Origin of the sequence: Ornithinimicrobium cavernae (assembly GCF_003121625.1) — a bacterium.
GTDB lineage: Bacteria > Actinomycetota > Actinomycetes > Actinomycetales > Dermatophilaceae > Ornithinicoccus > Ornithinicoccus cavernae.
Window position 1 is genome coordinate 1 of the sequence record NZ_QDDJ01000005.1, and the last position, 21,760, is coordinate 21,760.

General features: G+C 71.1%; 12 protein-coding genes. 8 read left to right on the top strand and 4 right to left on the bottom strand.

Features of this window, described 5'->3' with window-relative positions:
* Positions 1 to 191 precede the first annotated feature (191 nt).
* From DA085_RS21540 to pulA, 3 genes are all read left to right on the top strand, one after another.
* Entirely contained in the window at positions 192 to 1,763 is a 1,572-nt protein-coding gene (locus tag DA085_RS21540) for an HNH endonuclease (protein WP_109472114.1), read from the top strand.
* A 218-nt stretch (positions 1,764 to 1,981) separates the two neighbouring features.
* Positions 1,982 to 3,151: an RtcB family protein gene (locus tag DA085_RS06295; protein WP_109472115.1), complete on the top strand. Its 1,170-nt coding sequence runs from the start codon at positions 1,982 to 1,984 to the stop codon at positions 3,149 to 3,151.
* 141 nt (positions 3,152 to 3,292) lie between these two features.
* A complete protein-coding gene (pulA, locus tag DA085_RS06300) occupies positions 3,293 to 9,163 on the top strand; it encodes a pullulanase-type alpha-1,6-glucosidase (protein ID WP_109472116.1) in 5,871 nt (1,956 codons plus the stop codon).
* 60 nt (positions 9,164 to 9,223) lie between these two features.
* Here pulA and DA085_RS06305 read toward each other — a convergent pair whose 3' ends face one another.
* Entirely contained in the window at positions 9,224 to 10,150 is a 927-nt protein-coding gene (locus DA085_RS06305; RefSeq protein ID WP_109472117.1) for an AEC family transporter, read from the bottom strand.
* A gap of 188 nt (positions 10,151 to 10,338) precedes the next feature.
* Here DA085_RS06305 and DA085_RS06310 point away from each other — a divergent pair, with 188 nt between their 5' ends.
* Together DA085_RS06310 and DA085_RS06315 are read left to right on the top strand one after the other, a co-directional pair.
* The gene (locus DA085_RS06310) at positions 10,339 to 10,767 is read left to right on the top strand and encodes an OsmC family peroxiredoxin (protein WP_109472118.1); all 429 of its coding nucleotides are present in this window, start codon (positions 10,339 to 10,341) and stop codon (positions 10,765 to 10,767) included.
* Positions 10,768 to 10,932: 165 nt separating this feature from the next.
* Positions 10,933 to 12,027, top strand: coding sequence for a GNAT family N-acetyltransferase (locus DA085_RS06315; RefSeq protein ID WP_109472119.1), 1,095 nt, complete (start codon positions 10,933 to 10,935; stop codon positions 12,025 to 12,027).
* Between the two features lie 98 nt (positions 12,028 to 12,125).
* Here the strand turns inward: DA085_RS06315 and DA085_RS20880 are convergent, their stop codons facing one another.
* The 3 genes from DA085_RS20880 to DA085_RS06330 all read right to left on the bottom strand — a co-directional run bounded on the left by DA085_RS20880 (position 12,126) and on the right by DA085_RS06330 (position 19,099).
* Positions 12,126 to 12,665, bottom strand: coding sequence for a hypothetical protein (locus DA085_RS20880; RefSeq protein WP_154402118.1), 540 nt, complete (start codon positions 12,663 to 12,665; stop codon positions 12,126 to 12,128).
* Positions 12,666 to 12,676: 11 nt separating this feature from the next.
* Positions 12,677 to 18,292, bottom strand: a complete 5,616-nt coding sequence (locus DA085_RS06325; protein WP_154402119.1) for a metallophosphoesterase — start codon at positions 18,290 to 18,292, stop codon at positions 12,677 to 12,679.
* Positions 18,293 to 18,469: 177 nt separating this feature from the next.
* A complete protein-coding gene (locus DA085_RS06330; RefSeq protein WP_237565339.1) occupies positions 18,470 to 19,099 on the bottom strand; it encodes an ArsR/SmtB family transcription factor in 630 nt (209 codons plus the stop codon).
* A 192-nt stretch (positions 19,100 to 19,291) separates the two neighbouring features.
* On the opposite strand from DA085_RS06330, the gene rplM reads away from it, so the two are divergent.
* The 3 genes from rplM (at position 19,292) to glmM (ending at position 21,740) form a co-directional block, all read left to right on the top strand.
* A complete protein-coding gene (gene rplM / locus DA085_RS06335; RefSeq protein ID WP_109472123.1) occupies positions 19,292 to 19,735 on the top strand; it encodes a 50S ribosomal protein L13 in 444 nt (147 codons plus the stop codon).
* 16 nt (positions 19,736 to 19,751) lie between these two features.
* Positions 19,752 to 20,246: a 30S ribosomal protein S9 gene (gene rpsI, locus DA085_RS06340; RefSeq protein WP_202619128.1), complete on the top strand. Its 495-nt coding sequence runs from the start codon at positions 19,752 to 19,754 to the stop codon at positions 20,244 to 20,246.
* A 144-nt stretch (positions 20,247 to 20,390) separates the two neighbouring features.
* Complete coding sequence (gene glmM, locus DA085_RS06345) at positions 20,391 to 21,740, top strand: phosphoglucosamine mutase (protein ID WP_109472125.1); 1,350 nt, start codon at positions 20,391 to 20,393, stop codon at positions 21,738 to 21,740.
* Positions 21,741 to 21,760: the final 20 nt, after the last annotated feature.

A 21,760-nucleotide genomic window follows, 5' to 3' on the forward strand; every position in this document is an offset into this window, starting at 1 on the left:
CGGATCGAGGACTTCAGCAATCCCGAACCTACGGACAACACGACGTGCGCGTCACACGTCAACCCCTTTCGCTCCCGCCCCTGCACGGGTCCCGATCCAACGGCGAAACACCCACACAAAGGTCAGGAGACGTACACATGTGCTAACGTGAGTCACGAGGTCGACGACGGTGACGGTCCTGGGGAGGGGCGATGGGGGAGACGTTGCAGCACCAGGAGGTGCGCGGGTGGCTGTCCAGGCTGACCGACGGTGGTGACCTGGAGGCGCTGGCAGGGCAGAGCGGCGCCCAGCTGTGCGACCTGCTCCACGGCCTGGAGCTGGCCAAGAACGCGCTGTCGGCGGCTCAGGCGCGGGTCACCGTGGTCGCGACCGAGACATTGCGCGACGAGGCGGTTGCTGCCGGTGCGCCTCCCTCGCGTGCGGACAAGGGCATCAGCGCTCAGCTGGCCCTGGCGCGCAGGGAGTCGCCGCACGCGGGCTCGCGGCACGTGGGGTTCGCTCGGGCGGTGGTCACCGAGATGCCGCACCTGCACGAGGGGACGAGTGCGGGTCTGGTGCCCGAGTGGACGGCCACCAAGGTGGTTGCCGCCACTGCCTGCCTGTCGCGTGAGCACCGTGGTCTGGTCGACGCGCACCTGGCCGGCCGCTTCGAGCAGGCCTCGGACAAGGAGCTGGTGGCCGCGGCCCGTGCGAAGGCCTATGAGCTCGACCCCTACGCCTTCACGAATCGTGGCCGCCGGGCAGCGCGGGACCGGCGGGTGACCGTCCGTCCGGCACCAGACGTGATGTCGATGGTCTCCGGCTACCTTCCCGTCGCCCAGGGGGTCGCCTGCTACGCCTCCCTGGATGCGGCGGCCAAGGCGCTGCGGGCGACCGGTGACGAGCGGTCCATGGACCAGCTGCGCGCCGACCTGTTCGTGCAGCGACTAACCGGGCAGGCCGAGGCCGACCGGGTGCCCATCGAGGTCGGCCTGGTGATGAGCGACCGGGCGCTGATGGGGGCCTCCGAGGAGGCCGCTCGCCTTCAGGGCTTCGGCCCGGTGCCGGCGCCCTATGCGCGTGACCTGGTCGCCAGCGGCGGGCGGGTCTCCGCAGCTGGGTCTGTCGGTCAGGGCGCGCCCGGTGGCCGGGCGACGGGCGCGACCGTTGGCGCGTGGGCGGACCCGACCGGCGGGACGGGGGTGGACCCGACCGGCGGGACGGGGGTGGACCCGACCGGTGGCGCGGGGTCGGACCGGGCCCGGGACGAGGCGCTGGTGTGGCTGGGCCGGCTGTATGCCGATCCCGAGACCGGTGTGGTCACCGGTCAGGACCGACGACGCCGCCGGTTCACCGGGGCGGTTCGCCGGTTCATCGTTGCCCGGGACCAGGTCTGCCGGACGCCGTGGTGTGACGCGCCCGTGCGGCACGCGGACCACGTGGTCCCCTGGGCAGCTGGCGGTGAGACCGACCCCACCAACGGCGCCGGACTGTGCGAGGCATGCAACTACGCCAAGGAAGCCACCGGCTGGCGACATCGGCCGGTCACGCTGCCGGACGGCTCGGTGGTCATCAGGATCACCACGCCGACCGGGCACACCTACGACTGCCACCCACCACCCGTGCTGCCCACGCGGGGGCGAGTCGGTGGGCAGCGCACGGAGCCGACCGACCTGGGCTCCCCCAGCGGCGGGGCGGGGGAGGGTGCCGGTTCGGCACTGCTCGACAGGGCTGCGGGAACGAGCCCGCTGGAGAGGCACCTGGAGCACCTGCTCGCAGGCTGACCTGGGTGCGACGCCGACTGTGCGAGGGTGTGCGTGTCTCAGCGGATGGGCCTGGACGGGACGTGAGCGCGAGCGCCAGCCAGCGTGCCGTGGCGTGTCGGCGATCCCACCGGTGGTGCGTCAACCAGTCGTGCGGGCCGCGGGATCCTGCGACGCTGAGGGTGGTGGGGTGTCCCCGGGCCCACCAGGCGCCCCGCGGCCGGCTTGGGAGGAGGGTCATGGAGCGGATCACTGAGCGACTGATCAGCTGGGCGAGCGTGCTGGAGGGTCAGACCCGCGAGCAGGCGCTGCGCGCGTCCCTCCTGCCGTTCGTCCACCCGCGCGTTGCGCTGATGCCCGACGCGCACCTCGGGTTGGGCGCCACGGTCGGCTCCGTCATCCCGACTGAGCGGGCGGTCATCCCTGCGGCGGTGGGGGTCGACATCGGGTGCGGCATGATCGCGGTGCGCACCCAGTTCACGGCTGACGACCTCGCCGGCAGGTCGCTGACGCCGTTGCGCACCTCGATCGAGGGGGCCGTGCCCCTGTCGGCGGGCGTCTCGAACCGCACGGTGCACGCATCGGCCGAGCCGCGCGTGGCGGAGCTCGAGACCCTGGCGGCCGAGACGGGGTTCGAGCCGGGTGAGCGTGCGGGGCGCTGGCGGTTGCAGCTGGGCACGCTGGGCTCCGGCAACCACTTCATCGAGGTGAGCCTCGACGAGCAGGACCGGGTGTGGGCCTTCCTGCACTCCGGATCGCGGGGCGTGGGCAACAAGATCGCCCGCCACCACATCGGGGTCGCCCGCGAGCTGTGCCGGAAGGGGCACATCCGGCTGCCGGACCGCGACCTCGCCTATCTCGTGGAGGACACCGAGGAGTTCGCGGCCTATCTCGGTGAGCTGCGCTGGGCGCAGCACTACGCACTGCTCAACCGGGACGAGATGATGGACCGGGTCCTGGCCTGCCTCTCCGAGTTCCTGGACGTCCCGGTGGTCGAGCAGGAACGCGTGAACTGCCATCACAACTTCACCGAGCAGGAGCGCCACTTCGGTCGCACCCTCTGGGTCACCCGCAAGGGCGCCATCGAGGCGCGCGAGGGTCAGCCGGGGCTGATCCCGGGTTCGATGGGCACCCGGTCCTACGTCGTCTCCGGACTCGGCAACCCGTTGTCACTCTGCTCTGCCCCGCACGGCGCGGGGCGCCAGTTCAGTCGCACGGCCGCGCGCAAGAGGTTCACCCGCGAGCAGCTCCGCGAGGCGATGGTCGGCATCGAGTTCCGCGACATCAAGGCCTTCCTCGACGAGATCCCGGCTGCCTACAAGGACATCGACCAGGTCATGGCGGACGCGGCCGACCTCGTGACGATCCGGCACACGCTGCGTCAGGTCGTCAACGTCAAGGGCGACTGACATCCCGCCGGCGACGCCATGGCGGTCCTCAGGTCACGAGAATGCAAAATCTTGCAGAACTCGTAGCGCTTTTGCGGGCGTCGCCCTAGGCTGACCGACGGCCCCCACACGCCGCCCCTGTGCTCGATCAACGGAGATCCCATGGCTCGCCTGCTGTCCGCCGCCCTTGCCGCCTCGGCCCTCGCCGCGACCGCCGCCCTCGCTCCCGCAGCCGCGGTCCCGTCAGACACCCTGCGGGTCGCCGGCGCCACCCCGGTCGCCGGCGCCACCCACGCCGCAGGCCCCACCGCGCTCGCCGGCGCCACCCACGCCGCCGGCGCCACCCACGCCGCAGGCCCCACCGCGCTCGCCGACGAGGCGCCCGGTCGCACCGTCACCCTGGTCGGCTCGCTCCAGGACGAGCTCGGTTGCGGTGCCGACTGGGACCCCGCGTGCCCGGCCACCCGGCTGGACCTGATCGATCCGGAGGGCACGGCATACTCCGGTGTCTTTGAGGTGCCCGCGGGCGACTGGGAGTTCAAGATCGCCCTGGACGGCGGCTGGGACGAGAGCCATCCCGCCGCCAACGTGCCGCTGGTGCTCGAGGGGCCCGCCACGATCGCGTTCGGCTACGACGACGAGACGCAGGCCTACTCGGTGACCCCCACCGCGCTGGCCGGTGACGTCACTGACGAGGACCGGGCCCTCGCCGGGGACAGCCTGCGCAAGCCGGTGACCTCCGAGCAGTTCTACTTCGTGATGGCCGACCGCTTCGCCAACGGCGACGAGGGCAACGACCGCGGCGGGATCGAGGGTGACCGCCTGGACCACGGCTTCGACCCCACCGACAAGGGCTTCTACCACGGCGGTGACCTGGCTGGTCTGCGCGAGCAGCTGGACTACATCCAGGGGCTGGGCACGACCGCGATCTGGCTGACGCCCTCCTTCACGAACCGTCCGGTGCAGGGCAGCGGCGCCGACGCGAGTGCCGGCTACCACGGCTACTGGATCACCGACTTCACCCAGATCGACCCCCACCTGGGTGGCAACGCCGAGATGCGGGCGCTGATCGACGACGCCCATGCGCGCGGGATGAAGGTCTACTTCGACATCATCACCAACCACACCGCCGACGTCATCGACTACGAGGGCGACAGCAGCGCCTACGTCTCCAAGGAGGCCAGCCCCTACCGCACCGCGACGGGCGAGGTCTTCGACGACGCCGACTACGCCGGCACCGACGAGTTCCCCGAGGTCGACCCGGCCACGTCCTTTCCCTACGTCCCGACCTTCCGCACCGAGCAGGACGCGACCGCCAAGGTCCCCGAGTGGCTCAATGACCCGCGGCTCTACCACAACCGCGGCGACTCGACCTTTGCCGGCGAGTCCAGCACCTACGGCGACTTCGTCGGCCTGGACGACCTGTGGACCGAGCGCCACGAGGTGGTCGACGGCATGGTCGACATCTACTCCACGTGGGCGGACTTCGGCATCGACGGGTTTCGTGTCGACACGGTCAAGCACGTCAACATGGAGTTCTGGCAGGAGTTCAGCCCGCGGGTGCTGGAGTCCGCGCGGGAGGGCAACGCCGACTTCTTCATGTTCGGCGAGGTCTTCGACGGCGATCCCCGCTTCATGAGCCGCTACACCACGACCGGCGCGCTGCCGGCCACCATCGACTTCGGGTTCCAGGGACGCTCCCTGGACTTCGCCAAGGGTGCCGCGACGACCGGTCTGCGCGACTTCTACGCGATGGACGACTACTACACGGATGCCGACTCCAACGCCTACCAGCTGCCCACCTTCACCGGCAACCACGACATGGGCCGCGCGGCGATGATGCTCGCCGGTGCAGGTTTCACGGGTGCGGAGCTGCAGGCCCGAGTCGAGCTGACCAACGAGCTGATGTTCCTCACCCGGGGCCAGCCGGTCGTCTACTACGGGGACGAGCAGGGCCTCATCGGCTCGGGCGGGGACAAGGACGCCCGGCAGGACCTGTTCGCCACCCAGGTGCCGCAGTATGCCGAGGAACCGGTGATCGCCGCCCCCTCCGGCAGCATGGACCGCTACGACACCAGGCACCCGCTCTACCGTCAGATCGCCGCGCTGGCCGACCTCCGGCAGGAGCACCCGGCCCTGGTGGACGGCGCGCAGATCCATCGCTACGCCTCGGCACAGGAGGGGATCTTCGCGGTCAGCAGGGTCGACGCGGACGAGCAGGTGGAGTACCTCGTCGTGGCCAACAACTCGACCGAGCCGGCCACGGCGGTCGTCCCGACCTATGCCGCTCACAGCACCTTCAGAGGCATCTACGGCGACACCGGGAAGGTCAGGACGGACCGGCTCGGCCGCGTCGAGGTCGAGGTGGCCCCGCTGTCCGTCGAGGTCTACCAGGGCGCGAGGCTGAAGACGTCCCCGAACGCCCCCGCGGTCTACCTCACCGAGCCGTCGGGCGGCACGGTGGGCGGTCGTGCGGAGATCGGTGCGGCCACGCCGGACAACGTCTTTGCGCAGGTCACCTTCGCCTACCGACCCGTCGGGACACACGAGTGGACCGCCCTCGGCACCGACGACAACGCCCCCTACCGCGTCTTCCACGACGTCACCGCGGTGCCGCACGGCACGCTGCTGGAGTACCGCGCGATCCTGCAGGACGCCACCGGCAACCTGTCGGTCGACTCCTCCTGGGCACGCGTCGGCGCGGAGTCCGGCGGGGGCGGTGGGGAGGCCCCGGGCCCCATCGGGCCGATCACCCAGCCCGACTTCGTCTCCGCGCCCGGCTCGCACAACTCCGAGATGGGGTGCCCCGGGGACTGGCAGCCCGAGTGCGACCAGGCCCAGCTGACCCTGGACGCCAACGACCAGATCTGGAAGGGCACCTACGACCTGCCCGCCGGTGACTACGCCTACAAGGCGGCGGTCGACAAGAGCTGGGACGAGAACTACGGCCAGGGCGGCGCGCCGGGCGGCGCGGACATCCCCTACACCGCACCCGGCGGGCCGGTCACCTTCTACTACGACCACGCCACGCACTGGATCACCAGCGACGCGCAGGGCCCGGTCCTCACTGCTCCGGGCAGCTTCCAGTCCGAGCTCGGCTGCCCGGGGGACTGGTCCCCGGACTGCATGCTGCCCTGGCTGCAGGACCCGGACGGCGACGGCACCTACACCTGGTCCAGCACGCAGGTGCCGGCCGGCAACTACGAGTTCAAGGTCGCCCACGGCCTCAGCTGGGACGAGAGCTACCCCGGCAGCAATGTCCCGGTGAGCGTGCCCAGCGACGGTGTGGTGCTGACCATCACCTACGTCCTGGCCACCCACGAGGTGAGCGTCAGCACCTCGGAGGCGGGGGTGGCCCCGGACCTGACGGCCGCCAAGGCGCACTGGCTGGCACCCGGGCTCCTCGCCTGGCCCGCCGACGCGGTGCCGGCTGGAACTGACCCGGCGCTGTTGGACTGGCGTCTGCACTGGTCACCCGACGGTGGCCTGGCGGTCGACGCGGAGGCGGTCACCGGCGGTCGGTCGGCCCCACTCACCTACGACCCGGCCGGCCTGCCCGAGGACGTCGTGGCGCAGCGGCCGGAGCTGGCCGACTACCTGTCGCTGCGGCTGGACCGGAAGACCACGAAGGAGGTCGGGGAGATCCTGCGGGGTCAGGTCGCCGTCGCGCTCTACGACGACCTCGGGCGACTCATGGATGCCACCGGCGTGCAGATCCCGGGGGTCCTCGACAGCCTGTATGCCGAGGCGCTGGACACGCAGCTGGGCGCCACCTGGCAGGCGGGCCGGCCCACGGTGAGCCTGTGGGCACCGACCGCGCAGGACGTGGACCTGCTCCTGTGGCCGGCCGACGCGGCCGCCGAGGCACCGGTCGAGGAGGCGCAGCGGGTCGACCTCGCGCGTGCCCAGGACGGCAGCTGGTCGGCGAAGGGCGACCGCGACTGGGCGGGCCGTCACTATCTCTATGCCGTGGAGGTCTTCGCGCCGAGCACGGGGGAGGTGGAGACGAACCTGGTGACCGACCCCTACTCGGTCGCGCTGACGCTCAACTCGACCCGGTCCGTCCTGGTCGACCTGGACGACCCGGCCCTGCAGCCGGAGCTGTGGCGCACCACGCAGGCACCGGTCCTCGCCGACGAGGTCGACCAGACCATCTACGAGCTGCATGTGCGGGACTTCTCGCTCAGCGATCCCGACGTGCCTCAGGAGCACCGCGGGTCCTACCTCGCCTTCGCCGACGACAGCCACGGCACGCGGCACCTCGAGGCGCTCGCCGAGGCGGGCCTGAACACCGTGCACCTGCTGCCGACGTTCGACATCGCCTCCATCGAGGAGGACCCCGCCGCACAGACCACCCCGGACTGTGACCTGGAGGCCCTCGCCCCGGACAGCCCGGAGCAGCAGGCCTGCATCAAGGCGCAGGCCGGGTCCGACGCGTTCAACTGGGGCTACGACCCGTGGCACTTCCTGGCACCGGAGGGGTCCTACGCCTCCACGCCCGAGGCGGCCCACGGCGGCGCCCGCGTCGCGGAGTTCCGCACCATGGTCGGCGGGCTGCACGACTCCGGCCTGCGCGTCGTGCTGGACCAGGTCTACAACCACACGGCGCAGTCGGGTCAGGGGGAGAAGTCGGTGCTCGACAGGGTCGTGCCCGGCTACTACCACCGGCTCAACGCCATGGGTGCGGTCGAGACGTCCACCTGCTGCCAGAACGTGGCGACCGAGCACGCGATGGCGCAGAAGCTGATGGTCGACTCGGTCGTGCTGTGGGCCCGTGACTACAAGGTCGACGGGTTCCGGTTCGACCTGATGGGTCACCACTCGCGGGACACCATGGAGGCGGTGCGGGCGGCTCTCGATGAGCTGACCGTGGACGAGGACGGAGTGGACGGTTCGGCCGTCACCCTCTACGGCGAGGGCTGGAACTTCGGGGAGGTCGCCGGCAACCGGCTGTTCCACCAGGCCGTCCAGGGCCAGCTCGCCGGGACCAGCATCGGCACTTTCAACGACCGGCTGCGCGACGCGGTCCGGGGCGGTGGCCCGTTCGACGAGGACCCACGCCGGCAGGGCTTCGGCTCCGGGCAGTTCACCGACCCCAACGGCGCACCGGTCAACGGTGACGAGGCGACCCAGCAGCGTTCGCTGGCGCACGACACCGACCTGGTGCAGATCGGGCTGGCCGGCAACCTGCGGGACTTCGCGTTCCGCAGCGCCGAGACCGGCGAGGTCGTCCGCGGGGTCGAGCTGGACTACAACGGGGCCCCTGCCGCCTATGCCGAGGACCCCGACGAGATCATCAACTACGTCGATGCCCACGACAACGAGACGCTCTTCGACGCGCTGACGCTGAAGCTGCCGCAGGCCACATCGATGGCGGACCGGGTGCGGATGAACACCCTGTCCCTGGCGACCGTCACCCTCAGCCAGAGCCCCTCGTTCTGGCACGCGGGCGCCGACCTGCTGCGCAGCAAGAGCCTGGACCGCAACTCCTACGACAGCGGCGACTGGTTCAACCTGCTCGACCTCACGATGACCGACAACGGCTTCGGGCGTGGGCTGCCGCCGGAGGCCGACAACGGCGCCAAGTGGGACTACCAGCGCCCGCTGCTGGCCGACCCGGCGCTGAAGCCCTCCCCGGAGGACATCGCGACGGCCTCGGCCGCCGCCCAGGACCTGCTGGAGCTGCGCTCCTCCACGCCGCTGTTCCGGCTCGGCACGGCCGCGGCGATCAGCGACAAGGTCTCCTTCCCGGTGTCCGGCACCCCGGACGCGCACGACGGCGTGATCGTCATGCGGATCGACGACACCGTGGGCGCGGACACCGACCCGGCGCTGGACGGCCTGGTCGTGGTCCTCAACGCCAGCGACGAGCCGGTCGAGCAGGTCCTGCCCGGTATGGCGGGTGCCCACCTCTCCCTGTCCCCGGTCCAGGCCGGTGGCTCGGACGAGGTGGTCAAGGGGTCCGTCTGGGAGGCCGGCTCCGGGACGGTGTCGGTCCCGGCGCGCACCGTGGCGGTGTTCGTCCAGCGCTAGGACGACGGCGCCCTGGGTGCGCTCCACGGTGGTGTTCCGACCAGGGCCGGGTGGGTGCCCCTAGCCGGCGCCCATCAGATGGACCACGAGCAGCATGGCCGGCATCGCCAGCACCGTCGTGGCGAAGACACTGTCTCGCGCCAGGCTCTCTCCGCGGCGGTAGGCCACGGCGAGGATGAAGACGTTCTGCGCGGTGGGGAGCGAGGCCATGACGACCGCGCCAAGCACCTCCTGGGAGGACAGGCCCAGGACGGGGCCGGCGACCAGCCAGGTGACCGCCGGCATCAGGCCGAGCTTGAGCAGCACCATGCCGCCCAGCTCGACCAGGTTGCCCCTGCCGCGCGGGACGGGCGAGAGGCGCAGCGAGATGCCGAACGCGAGCAGCATCCCCGGGATCGCCAGCCCGGCGATGAGGTCGATCGGGGCGCGGACCAGGTCGGGCAGCTCGACACCGGTCACCGCGACGAGGAGGCCCAGCAGGCTGCCGACCGTCAGTGGGTTGGTGAGCGGTGAGAGGAGGAGCCGCCGGACCGAGACCTGTCCCCGGCCGGTCGCATCGAGGGCGGCCAGCCACAGGGGCTGCAGCACCAGCAGCTGCATGAGCAGGATCGGTGCCGCCCACGAGGCGTCCCCGACCACGTAGATGGCGATCGGCACGCCCAGGTTGTTGGAGTTGACGTAGCTGACGCTCATCCCGCCCATCACGGCGTGCGGCAGCGGGCGGTGCAGCACGAACCGGGCGAACGCCAGGTAGGCCCCGGCCGTGACGATCACACCGGCCGCGGTCGCCAGCAGGAACCCCGAGAAGAGGACGCCCACGTCCGAGTCCGCGACGACCAGGAAGAGCAGCGCCGGGGAGCCGACCCAGAAGGTCAGCTTGGCCAGCAGCTGCTGGCCGTCGCGTCCGAACAGCCGGGTGTGTGCGATGACCCAGCCGACCGCGATGACGACCGCGATCAGCCAGAATCCCTGCAGGACGGCCACCACGCTGAGCCATTATCCGTGTGGCCCCCGACTGTCGTGTCGCCGGAGGGCTACGGAGGCGACCACGGACTGACAGCCGGAGGGACGGAGGCGACCGCGGTCCCGCGGATGATGTCCGGTGGGGGAGGCGCTACGGTGCAGGAGACGGGCCCGCTGCCCGCGGAGCCCCATCTCGAGACGAGGAGCCACCCATGCCCAACCCTGTTGTCAGCAAGGCCAGCACCACCTGGAACGGCGACCTGTTCACCGGCAAGGGCAGCACGTCCCTGGACAGCTCGGGGGCCGCGACCTTCCCGGTCGAGTGGAACGCCCGGGCCGAGGGCTCGGACACCACGACCACGCCCGAGGAGCTGCTCGCCGCGGCCCACGCCACCTGCTTCTCCATGGCGTTCTCCAACGAGCTGAAGAAGAACGACACCCCGCCGACCGAGGTCCGCACGACCGCGGAGGTCACCTTCATCGCAGGCACCGGCGTCACCGGGATCCACCTGACCACCAACGTGACCGCGGACGGTCTCGACGAGGAGACCTTCCAGAAGATCGCCCAGGGCGCCAAGGAGAACTGCCCGATCAGCCAGGCGCTCGCCGTCGAGATCACGCTGGACGCGACGCTGGCCTGAGCCACCTGCTCACCGAGGGCCGTCCGGATCCGTCCGGTCGGCCCTCAGCCGTCCGGAGGTTGCCGGCGGTCGTCCGTGCGGCGGTATGTCCGCGCACGGCGCCCTGGCAGAGCCAACGGCTTACGGTCGCCGAAATACGGTTGCCGGGCCGCGGATACTGGATCCGTGGACCAGACACAGGTGGGCGAGCTGCTCGTGACGCGGGTGCCCAACGACCCCGGGCCGGAGCAGTCGGTGCTGACCGAGGCGATCGCCGGGGTCGGGAGCCGGGCGATGACAGCAGCGTACGGCGACGCGAGCCTGGCCGACTCCGGCAGCACGTGGGCGGTGGCCATGGCCGGGTCCCCCTACCGCCGGCGTATCGCCCTGGTGGCCTCCACGGTCGCTGAGCCGGACCGGGTGCTCGGCTTCCTCTCTGCCGGCCTGCCGCTGACCGACAACGTCGGGCTGGCCGAGCTCGAGCTGGGGTTCGACCCCGGGGTGGATGTCGGGCGGGTGGGGCAGGCGCTCTGGACGGTCCTCCGGCCCCAGCTCGAGGCGGACGGGCGGACCACCGTCCAGCCGTGGACCGCCCACGGCCAGGCTGCTCAGGGGACACCGCGGCTCCGACCAGCCACCGGTGCGGGCGAGCTCCCGGCCGATGCCGTGTCCACCCTGCTCACCGACCTGGGCTTCGCGCTGGAGCAGGTCGAGCGCTACAGCGTGCTCGATGTCGCCGACGCGACCGGCCCGGCCACCGGGCTCACCGAGCAGGCAGCACAGGCGGCCGGTCCGGCATACCGCCCCCTCACCTGGGCCGGGGTGACGCCGCCGGAGCTGCGCGACCGGATGGCGGTGCTCCGCAGCCGGATGAGTGTCGACGTGCCGCTGGGCGGGCTGGACGGCGAGATGGAGGTGTGGGACGCCGAGCGGGTGCGGCACGCCGACGAACGGATGGCCGAGGTCGGACGGCTGCAGGTCGTCACCGCCGCCGAGCACGTGCCCAGCGGTGACCTGGTGGCCTACACCCTGCTCAGCCAGAGGCTCGATCTGCCCGCCGTCGCCTTCCAGGACGACACGCTGGTCCACGGCGACCACCGCGGCCACCGGCTCGGGATGCTGGTCAAGGCCACAAACCTGGTGGCCCTGGCCGACCTCGCTCCCGAGGTGGAGCGGATCCACACCTGGAACGCCGACGAGAACGCGCACATGCTGGCCATCAACGTCGAGCTCGGCTTCCGCACCGTGGGGTTCGAGGGCGGTTGGCAGCTGCGCCTCTGACGTCGCAGGGCGATCCGGGTGCCGCGCCGCGGCCCGGCAACAGCAACGCGGGGCGGGGCACCCGAGGTGCTCCGCCCCGCGCTGGGACCGTCGGCCGGTCAGGGTCTGGTGACGTGTCCGGGACGGCCCGGCGTGTCCGGTCGGCCCGGCGTGTCCGGTCGGCCCGGGTTCCCGGGCGGCCCTGGGTTCTCCGGCGGCCCCGGGTTCTCCGGCGGCCCCGGGTTCTTCGGCGGTCCGGGCCTGCCCGGTCCGTCGCCGGGGAGCTCGGAGCCGTCGAGCAGCGCGACATAGCGCTCGGTGTCCCCGCTGGTGTTCAGCGCGATGACGTAGTCGCCCAGCTCGGTCGTCGGCAGGAGCACCCGGAGGGTGGTGTCGCCGTCGGCGTCCAGTACCAGCTGGTTGGCGTAGCGGACGTCCGACGCTGCGGGGTCCGCCGGGTCGGCGTCCCCGTCGAGGATGAGGACGCTGACCTGCTCACCCGCCAGTGCGGCCTCGCCATCGACGGAGACCTCGACGCGGTCTCCGTCCACGGTGGCCTGGTGGGCGAAGGGGTCCGTGGCCGAGGCGGAGGTGGCGATCGCCAGCCCACCGCCGACCAGGGCGCCGGTGACGGCCAGAGAGGTGATGATGCGCTTCATGATCGGGCTCCTCAGTCGATCTCGTGCTGCAGGACAGGGCGGGCAGTGGTCTCGTCCCACGCCCAGGTGGAGGTGAAGTCCCACCCGAGGACGTTCTCGTAGGTGGCGCGATCGGCCGCCTGCGCCGCGGTGACGGTGGCACCCTTGGTCGTCTCGGGTCCCTCGGTCGTCTGGGTCTCGACACTGACGTCGACGGTCTCGGCGCCGAGGTTGTTCACCAGCGAGGCCGTGTCCCCGGAGAGGACCCGGGCCACCACGCGCCCGGCGTAGCCGGTGGCCAGGACGGCCTCGTTCAGGGCGATGGAGTTCTGCAGGGTCGTGCCGGTGTAGGCATAGCCGCTGAGCCCGCCCGCGCTCATGGTGCCGACGACCTCGACCCGGCCCGTGGCGTAGACGTTCTCGGTGAGGCTGCCGCGTCCGGTGATGCCCGCGACCCCGCCCGCCTGACGCCCGCCCGTCGCCGACACGTCGGCGGTGGAGTAGGAGTCGCGCAGGACGCCGTAGGAGTAGCCGACCACGCCACCGACGGTGGACCCGCCGCTGATGGAGCCGGCCGTGGAGACTTCCGACACCTCGCCCCGGTTGACGTCCACCAGGAGGCCGGTGTTGCTGGCCGTGCTCGTCACGGTGCCGTCCAGGGACAGGCCCGTGATGGTCCCCGAGTTGAGCGGGAAGAGACCGCCCGTGCCCGAGCTGAAGCCGCTGAGACGGTGTCCGGCTCCGTCGAACGTGCCCGTGAAGCCCTCGGGGGCGATCCGGACGTCCAGGCCGGTCAGGTCCAGGTCCGCGGCCAGCCGGAAGTGCTGGTCCGGGTAGGCGCTCACCTCACCGAGATCGGCGGCCTCCTCGATGAGGTAGGCACCGTCGGCCGGGTCCTGGCCCAGCTCCGGCCGCTCCGGCGCGGGCAGGGGTGGGACCGGCTCACCGGTGTAGTCCTCCGGCGTGGCCACGAGCACCGGTCGGCCCGCCGCCTCGTGCCAGGTCCACACGTCCGTGAGGTCCCACCCCAGCGTCTCCGTGAAGAACTGCGGGTCACGGGTCTGGTGCAGCGTCGCCGTCGCACCGGACCAGTTGCCCGCACCGGGCTCCTCGAGGTTGGACTGGACGGACGCCTCCAGGGTCTCGGCGGCCCAGTTGTTCTCCAGGGTGGCCGTGTGTCCCGAGAGGACCCGGCCGAGGAACCGGTGGGCATAGCTCGGGGCGGTGACGCTCGGGCTGAGCGCGATGCTGTCACGGATCTCGGTCCCCGTGTAGGCGTAGCCGACGACGCCGCCGGTGTTGCGGCTCGTCGCCGAGACGGGGCCGCTGGCGTAGACGTGCTCGGTGACCGAGCCGGCCAGGGCCACACCGATCACGCCACCGGACTCGGTGGAGTCCGAGTGCACGGTCGCCGTGGTGTAGGAGTCCCGCACGGTTCCCGCGGAGTCACCCACCACCCCGCCGACGCGTGAGGTGCCGGTGACCGTGCCCGTCGTGTAGACCCCGCTGACCGTCCCGCCGTTGACGTTGGCGAGGATCCCGACGCGGCCTCCGGACAGGGAGACGTCGGCCTCGACGATGCCGAGGTCACGCACGGTGCCGTTGTTGATGTTGATCAGACCACCACGGGCGGAGGTCAGGCCCGTGATGACGTGACCGTTCCCGTCCAGCTCACCGGTGAACGGCGCGAGACCGCCGACCGGCGTGTAGTCGGTGAGACCGGAGAGGTCCAGGTCCGCGGTGAGGACGTACTTCTCGGCGCGGTAGGTGGACAGCTGCGCGAGGTCCTGCGCGGTGGCGATCTCGTAGTAGCCGTCGACGTTGGGCTCGCCCGGCGGTCGCTTCTCGACGTAGACCTCGGTGTTGGCGCGCAGCAGGGGTCGCTGGGCCGCGTCGTCCCACACCCACACGTCGGTGAGGTCCCAGCCGAGGTCGTCGGCGTAGAGCCCCGGAGTGCCCGTGGTGTCGGCCGGCACCACGCGGCCCCTGAGGTTGGTCTCGGCCGGTGCGTCCTTCAGGCTCTCCACGCTGACGTAGGAGGCGTCGGTCGCCAGGTTGCCCTCCAGGGTGGCGGTGTTGCCGCTGAGGACCCGGCCGACCACGGCGTGCGCGTAGCTCGGTGCGGTCACCGACTCGTTGAGCGAGATGGCGTTGCGCACGGTCGTGCCGGTGTAGCCGTAGCCCACGACGCCACCCACGTTGCGGGTGTCCGAGGTGACGTTGCCCGTCGAGTAGACGTTCTCGGTGATGGAGCCGCCCAGGGCGACGGCGACGACACCGCCCGCCTCGGTGGTGCGGGAACGGACGTCGGCCGTGGAGTAGCTGTTGCGCACGACTCCGGTGGAGTCGCCCACCAGGCCGCCGACGCGCCCCCGGCCGATGATCGAACCGGAGGTCCAGCTGTTCTCGATCGTGCCGGTGTTGTAGTCCGCGAGGACCCCGATGGTTCCCTTGGTGGTGTCGATCTGCGCGCCCGTCACCGCGAGGTTGCGGATGGTGCCCTCGTTGGTCGCGAACACACCGCCACCGCCGTCAGCATCGGCGCGGAAGCCAGTGATCTCGTGCCCCCGGCCGTCGAAGACACCGCGGAACGTCTCGGTGCCGGAGCCGACCTGGCTCCGCTCGAGCTCATCGAGAGCGAGGTCGTTCATCAGCGCGTAGTGGGCCTCCGGCGCGTGCCGGATGTTCTCCATGTCGGCCCAGGTCCGCACCTCGAAGGGCTCCTCGGCGGTGCCCTCCCCGAGCACGCCCTCGCGCAGCACGGTCGTCGGGATCAGGGGCCGGCCGTTGCCGAGGCTGTCCCAGACGAGGAGCCGGACGGCGTTGTTGGGGTCGACGGGGAGCGGCGCGTCGAAGGTGACGTACTGCTCGGTGCCCGACTCGTCCAGGGTGACGTCGGCGGAACGGACCGCGAGGGTCTCCTCCTGCGCGTAGTCCATCGCGACGGCCGTGACCGTCAGGTCCTCGACGTCGGCGCCGGGATAGCTCAGGAACCCGACACCGGCGAGCTGGTCACCGGCGATGCGGGCCGAGCTGAGCTTCCACGTGCCCTCGGGTCGGGAGACCGTGTAGTCGTCGATCGTGTCACCGGCGCTGTTGTAGGCCGTGAGCTGCAGCCCTGCCTCGGTGACCTCGAGGGCCATGCCGGTCTGCAGGTCCTCGTCGTAGACGACGTCGTCCCACCAGTTCACCTGGTTGGCGTAGAACTTCGGGCCCGCGGAGCCGGTCGTCACGAAGGTCGTGCCGGCCGCCTCCTCCTCGGGGGTCTCGGCCAGTCGGCCGTCGAAGACGGTGTGCCGCTTGTAGACGTGGTCGTGTCCACCGATGTGCAGGTTGACGCCGAGCTGGTCGAGGGTCTCGGTGACCCGGGCCCGCTGGTTGGCCATCCCGGCGTCGTCGCTGTGGCTCCCGCCGTAGTACGGGAAGTGGCCCAGGACGACCTTCCACTCCTTGTTCGTGGCGCGCATGTCCTCGACGAGCCAGGCGAGCTGGGTGTCGAGGTCGTAGTTGGAGTTGAGCACCGCGAAGTGGATGTCCCCGCGGTCGAAGGAGTAGGAGGACTCCCCGACGGCCGAGCCGTTGTCCGGCAGGTTGTACATGCTGGTGAAGATCGCGCTGCGCTCCTCGGCGAGGACGTCGTGGAACTCCTTGTCACCGTAGGTCTCGTGATTGCCGACCATCGTGGCGACCTGCAGGTCCAGGCCGTCCAGGACGTGCTCGAAGGCCTCGTCCCAGTACTCCGCGCGCCCGCCCCGGTCCACCAGGTCACCCATCTGGACCATCAGGTCACCACCCGGGTGCTTGGCCCGGACGGTGTCGAGCATGGACGTGAACAGCGCGTAGTCCGCGGGGTCGGAGCTGGAGACCTGGAGGTCGCCCATCACGTAGATCGGTGCGTTGGTCTCGCCCCCGGCCACGAACTCGCCCCGGACCTCCGTCCAGGCGCCCTCCGGTGAGACGCCCAGACGGTACTGGTAGCGCTCACCGGCGGTCAGGCCGGTGAGGTCGAACTCGTGGCTGCGCAGCACCTGACCGGTGATCGAGTCCTGGTAGGTCGCCGCCTCGCGGGCGACCCGGTCCATCTCGAAGATCGTGCCTCCGTCGGAGGCGACGGTCTCGGCCGCGGACCAGTCGCCGGAGTCGGCCGGGAGCACCTGCAGGTAGGCCTCGGTGATCGCGCGGTCGGTGACCGCGCTGACGCCCGCCTCGCCGGGCCGGGCGCCGACCGCGGCGACCGTCCCCTGGTGCCGGAAGACGACGGCGGGGTCGAGGTCGTCCTGCGTCACGGTGAGGCGGATCAGCTCGGCGGCCGTCGACCCTCGGGCGTCGGTGGCCTTGACGACGACGAAGTGGTCGTCGTGGCCGGTCACGGTGAAGGTCCCGTCAGTGACCGGGAGCTCGCCGGAGCCGGTGAGGACCGTGATGTCGATCTCCGGCTGGTCCCCGCTGTCGTCGGTGGCCGTGACCTCGGGCAGGGTGACCACCTCACCCCCGGCGGCGGTCGCCGGGAGGGTGTCGGCAACGGTGATCTCGGGTGCGTAGTTGGCGCCGCGGACCCGCTCGCCGATCCACACCGGGGCCGAGATGAGCTCGTCGCCGTCGGTCTGGGTCGCCTTGACGAAGTAGTAGTCGCCGTCGGTCACCTGCAGGACGGGGTCCAGGCTGACGGTGGAGGTGTCGAGGTCGGTGAACTCGGCCGCGACCTCACCGCCGTTCGTGTAGATCTGGACGGTGGCGAAGGTGTCCTCGGGGTCGGTCAGATCGAGGTCCAGGGTGAGCTCGGTCGTGTCCGCCGGCAGGATCGACCCCATCAGCTGGCCGTTGGCGCCGAGCTGGAGGATGGCGTCCTCGTCAAACGTGGCGTAGGTGGTGCGTTCGTGCATGGCCTGGTAGAGACCGTCGGCCGTGTGCTCGCTCGCCCAGATGCCGGTGATCGCCGGGTTGCTCGTCACCCAGGTGCGGGCGTGCTCGTCACCGCTGAACGTGGGGGACAGGTGCCAGCCGTTGTCCAGCGCCAGGATCCACTGGCTGTGGTAGCTCGCGGTCTTGTACTCGAACAGCTGCACGCTGGCATCCGCGGTGGGAGTCAGGTGGTTGAAGTCGAAGAAGTCGCCCCACCCGGTGGTGCTCGGGTGGTTGAACTGCGCGACGGCACCGGGGTCCAGGGCGAGCCGGGCATACATGGTCGGCAGGTCGTACATGATGTTGCCGGTCCCGAAGGTGCCACCCGAGGGGCTGTTGGCGGTCGCGAGCCAGTCGGCGTTGAACACGTTGAGGTGACCTGTGCCGTCATACCAGGTCAGCTCCTCGGCGATGACCGTCTCGAGGTCGCTGCCGGCGTTGAACGCCTCCGACTGCTCGTGCAGGTAGCGCCACTCCTCCGAGGCGGCGTCCCGCCAGTCGGTGATGAAGTCGTCGGCGTTGCGCAGGTCGAAGGTGACGTCGTGCTCCGCGAGGCCGAAGAAGTCGGCGTCCGAGTTCTGCGCCACGTGGGTGAAGGCGTCGACCGGTAGGGCCTGCCCGTCACTGATCGAGGTGTGGGAGTGGAACTCGCCCGTGTAGTGCGTGCGGCCGAGGTAGACCGGGTGCGTGGGGTCCGCCTCCTCTGCGGCCTGTGCTGGCAGCGGTGCTGCGAGTGTTCCGGCCATGGCCACTGCTACTACTGCGCTCACGGCCGTGCTGCCGTGGACCCGTCTCGGGCGTGCGGTCATCGTCTCTCCTCGGTTGAGTTGTGCCGCGGCGAAACCTAGAGCCGCCGAGCGACCCCACGGGGCCTGGTCGGTGACCGGGGAGTGAACGTCTGTGGGCCGGGGGGCCGCGACCGCCTACGGGCGGTCCACAGGCAGCGCACACGTGTAGACCGAGACCCGCTTGGCCCGCGGGTTGCCCTGTCCCAGACGGCGATAGCGGCCGAGCACCTCGACCAGCTCCTCGCGGAGGGCCGTCATCTGCTCGGCGGTCACCAGGACCAGGTGGTCCTCCAGCCCCAGCACCGGCTGCCACGGCGCAGGCCACTCGGTGCGGGCGTCCAGCCAGGAGCCCGCCCGGTCCGTGAAGTGCTCGAGGTAGTCGCGGGCCAGCCAGTCGGCGGCGGCGAGGTCGTCCGGGTCCTCAGGGTCCGGTATGCCGGCGCTCACCTCGGCCGCGGCGCCGGCGGACCGCGCCCGCCAGACCCGGCGGCGGCCGGTGCCCCCGCCCGTGTCCTCGATCAGGCCGACCTCGGCCAGCTGGCGCAGGTGGTAGCTCGTCGCGCCGGTGTTCGTCTCCAGTGCCACCGCCAGCTCGGTGGCGGTCGCCGCGCCGTGCACCCGCAGCTGGGCGAGCAGCCGGCTGCGCAGGGGGTGGGCCAGGACCCGCAGGGGAGTCCGGGCGGACCGCGCTCCCGCCCGGCCGTCGCGGTCCGGTGGCCCGCCGTCGGCGGCGACTGTCGGCATACTCTCCTCTGGGTCGGTCATTCACCCAGTATGCACACTCTCTGTGCACAGAACATGTGCATGATGCCCGTCGAGGGTCGTGAAAGGGGGGTTGACCTGCGGTCTTGCGTGATTTGAAGCCGTCCCCGGCGGTCCCGTAAACTAGAGGACTGTTGCCAACCCACGACCTGGTGGGTCCGGCTCATGCCACTCCCACGAACACGAGGGTTACACGTGCGTACCTACACACCTAAGGCCAGCGAGATCACCCGCTCCTGGCACGTCATCGACGCCACGGACGTCGTGCTGGGCCGCCTCGCGTCCCAGGCCGCGATCCTGCTCCGTGGCAAGCACAAGGCCACCTACGCGCCCCACGTTGACACCGGTGACTTCGTCATCATCATCAACGCCGAGAAGGTCGCGCTGACCGGCTCCAAGCTGGAGCAGAAGAAGGCCTACCGCCACTCCGGCTTCCCGGGCGGCCTGCGGTCCAAGAGCTACACCCAGCTGCTCGAGCAGCACCCGACCCGCGCGGTCGAGAAGGCGATCCAGGGCATGATCCCCAAGAACTCCCTGGGCCGCCAGCAGCTCTCCAAGCTCAAGGTCTACGCCGGCGACAGCCACCCGCACGCCGCGCAGCAGCCCGTCCCGTTCGTCATCTCGCAGGTTGCGCAGTAAGGAAACAGTGACAGACATGACTGTGAACAACACCGAGGTCGAGGCCGACGAGGTCGAGCTGACCGAGTACACCTCTGAGTCCGAGGCGCCGGTCGGCGAGGCCGCCCGTCGCCCCTCCGCCTCCGCCCCGGGGGCCGGCACCGGCCGCCGCAAGCAGGCCGTCGCCCGCGTCCGCATCGTGCCGGGCACCGGTGAGTGGAAGATCAACGGCCGGACCCTGGAGGAGTACTTCCCCAACAAGGTCCACCAGCAGATCGTCAACGAGCCGCTGACCGTCCTGGAGCTCGACGGCGCCTACGACGTGCTCGTGCGCGTCCACGGCGGTGGCCCCTCCGGCCAGGCCGGCGCCGTCCGCCTTGGCGTGGCCCGCTCGCTCAACGGCGTCGACACCGAGCTCAACCGCCCAGCCCTGAAGAAGGCCGGCCTGCTGAGCCGCGACGCCCGCGTCCCCGAGCGCAAGAAGGCCGGTCTCAAGAAGGCCCGCAAGGCTCCGCAGTACAGCAAGCGCTGATCGGCCGCTCCACGCCGGAGCGACCTGCCGCTTCGGCGGCCTACGAGGGCCCCGACCTGCACAAGCCGGTCGGGGCCCTCCGCGTGTCCTAGGCTGTGCTGTCGGGCGCCGCCGTCGGTGTCCGAGATGACGAAGGAGAATGACGTGGCGCGACTATTCGGCACCGACGGGGTGCGCGGACTGGCCAACCGGGACCTGACCGCAGAGCTGGCGCTGAAGCTGTCGGTCGCCGTGGCCCACGAGCTCGGCTCCAGCGGCACCAGCTACGGCGGGCACCGGGCCGCCGCCGTCGTCGGACGCGACCCCCGGGCCTCCGGTGAGTTCCTCAGTGCCGCGGTCATGGCCGGCTTCGCCTCCGCGGGCGTCGACGTGCTCAACGCCGGCGTCCTGCCGACGCCCGCCGTCGCCTACCTCACCGCGCGGATGGACGCCGAGATGGGCGCCGTGCTGTCGGCGTCACACAACGCCATGCCGGACAACGGCATCAAGTTCTTCGCCGGGGGAGGTCACAAGCTGGCCGACGACATCGAGGACGCCATCGCGGGGCGCCTCGACGCCGAGTGGGAGCGCCCCACGGGCGCCCGGGTCGGGCGGATCCGGCCGTTCCCGCAGGGCGCGGACTTCTACATGGAGCACCTGCTGGAGTCGGTGCCCGGACGGCTCGACGGCCTCCACGTCGTCGTCGACGCCGCCCACGGGGCCGCCAGCCACGTCGGACCCGAGGTCTTCAAGCGGGCCGGCGCCACCGTCGACACCATCGGCGGCGACCCGGACGGTCTCAACATCAACGACGGTCACGGGTCGACCCACCTCGAGCGTCTGCAGCAGGCCGTCATCGACCGTGGTGCCGACCTCGGCTTCGCCTTCGACGGTGACGCGGACCGCTGCCTGGCCGTCGACGCCGACGGGAACACCGTCGACGGTGACCAGATCATGGCAGTCCTCGCGGTCGACATGAGGGAGCGCGGCACCCTGGCCCACGACACCCTGGTCGCGACCGTGATGAGCAACCTCGGCCTGCTGCAGGCCATGGAGCGCGAGGGCATCAAGGTCGTGCAGACGGCCGTGGGTGACCGCTACGTCCTGGAGGAGATGCGCGCGCAGGGCTACACCCTCGGTGGGGAGCAGTCGGGCCACGTGATCATGCTCGACCACGGCACCACCGGTGACGGCGTGCTCACCGCGCTCGCGATCGCCCGGCGCGTGCGCGCCGCGGGCCGGCCGCTGGCCGAGCTGGCCAGCATCATGACGCGTCTGCCGCAGGTCCTGATCAACGTCAAGGGCGTCGACAAGGACCGGGTGGGCGAGGACGAGGCGGTGCAGTCGGAGGTCGCCGCCGCCTCCGCCGAGCTCGACGGGTCGGGCCGCGTGCTGCTGCGCAAGTCGGGGACCGAGCCGCTCGTGCGGGTCATGGTCGAGGCGGACACGGCCGAGCGCGCCCAGCAGTATGCCGAGCGGCTGGCTTCCGTCGTCCAGGAGCGCCTCGCCCTCTGACCGGACCGCCGGGCCCCAAC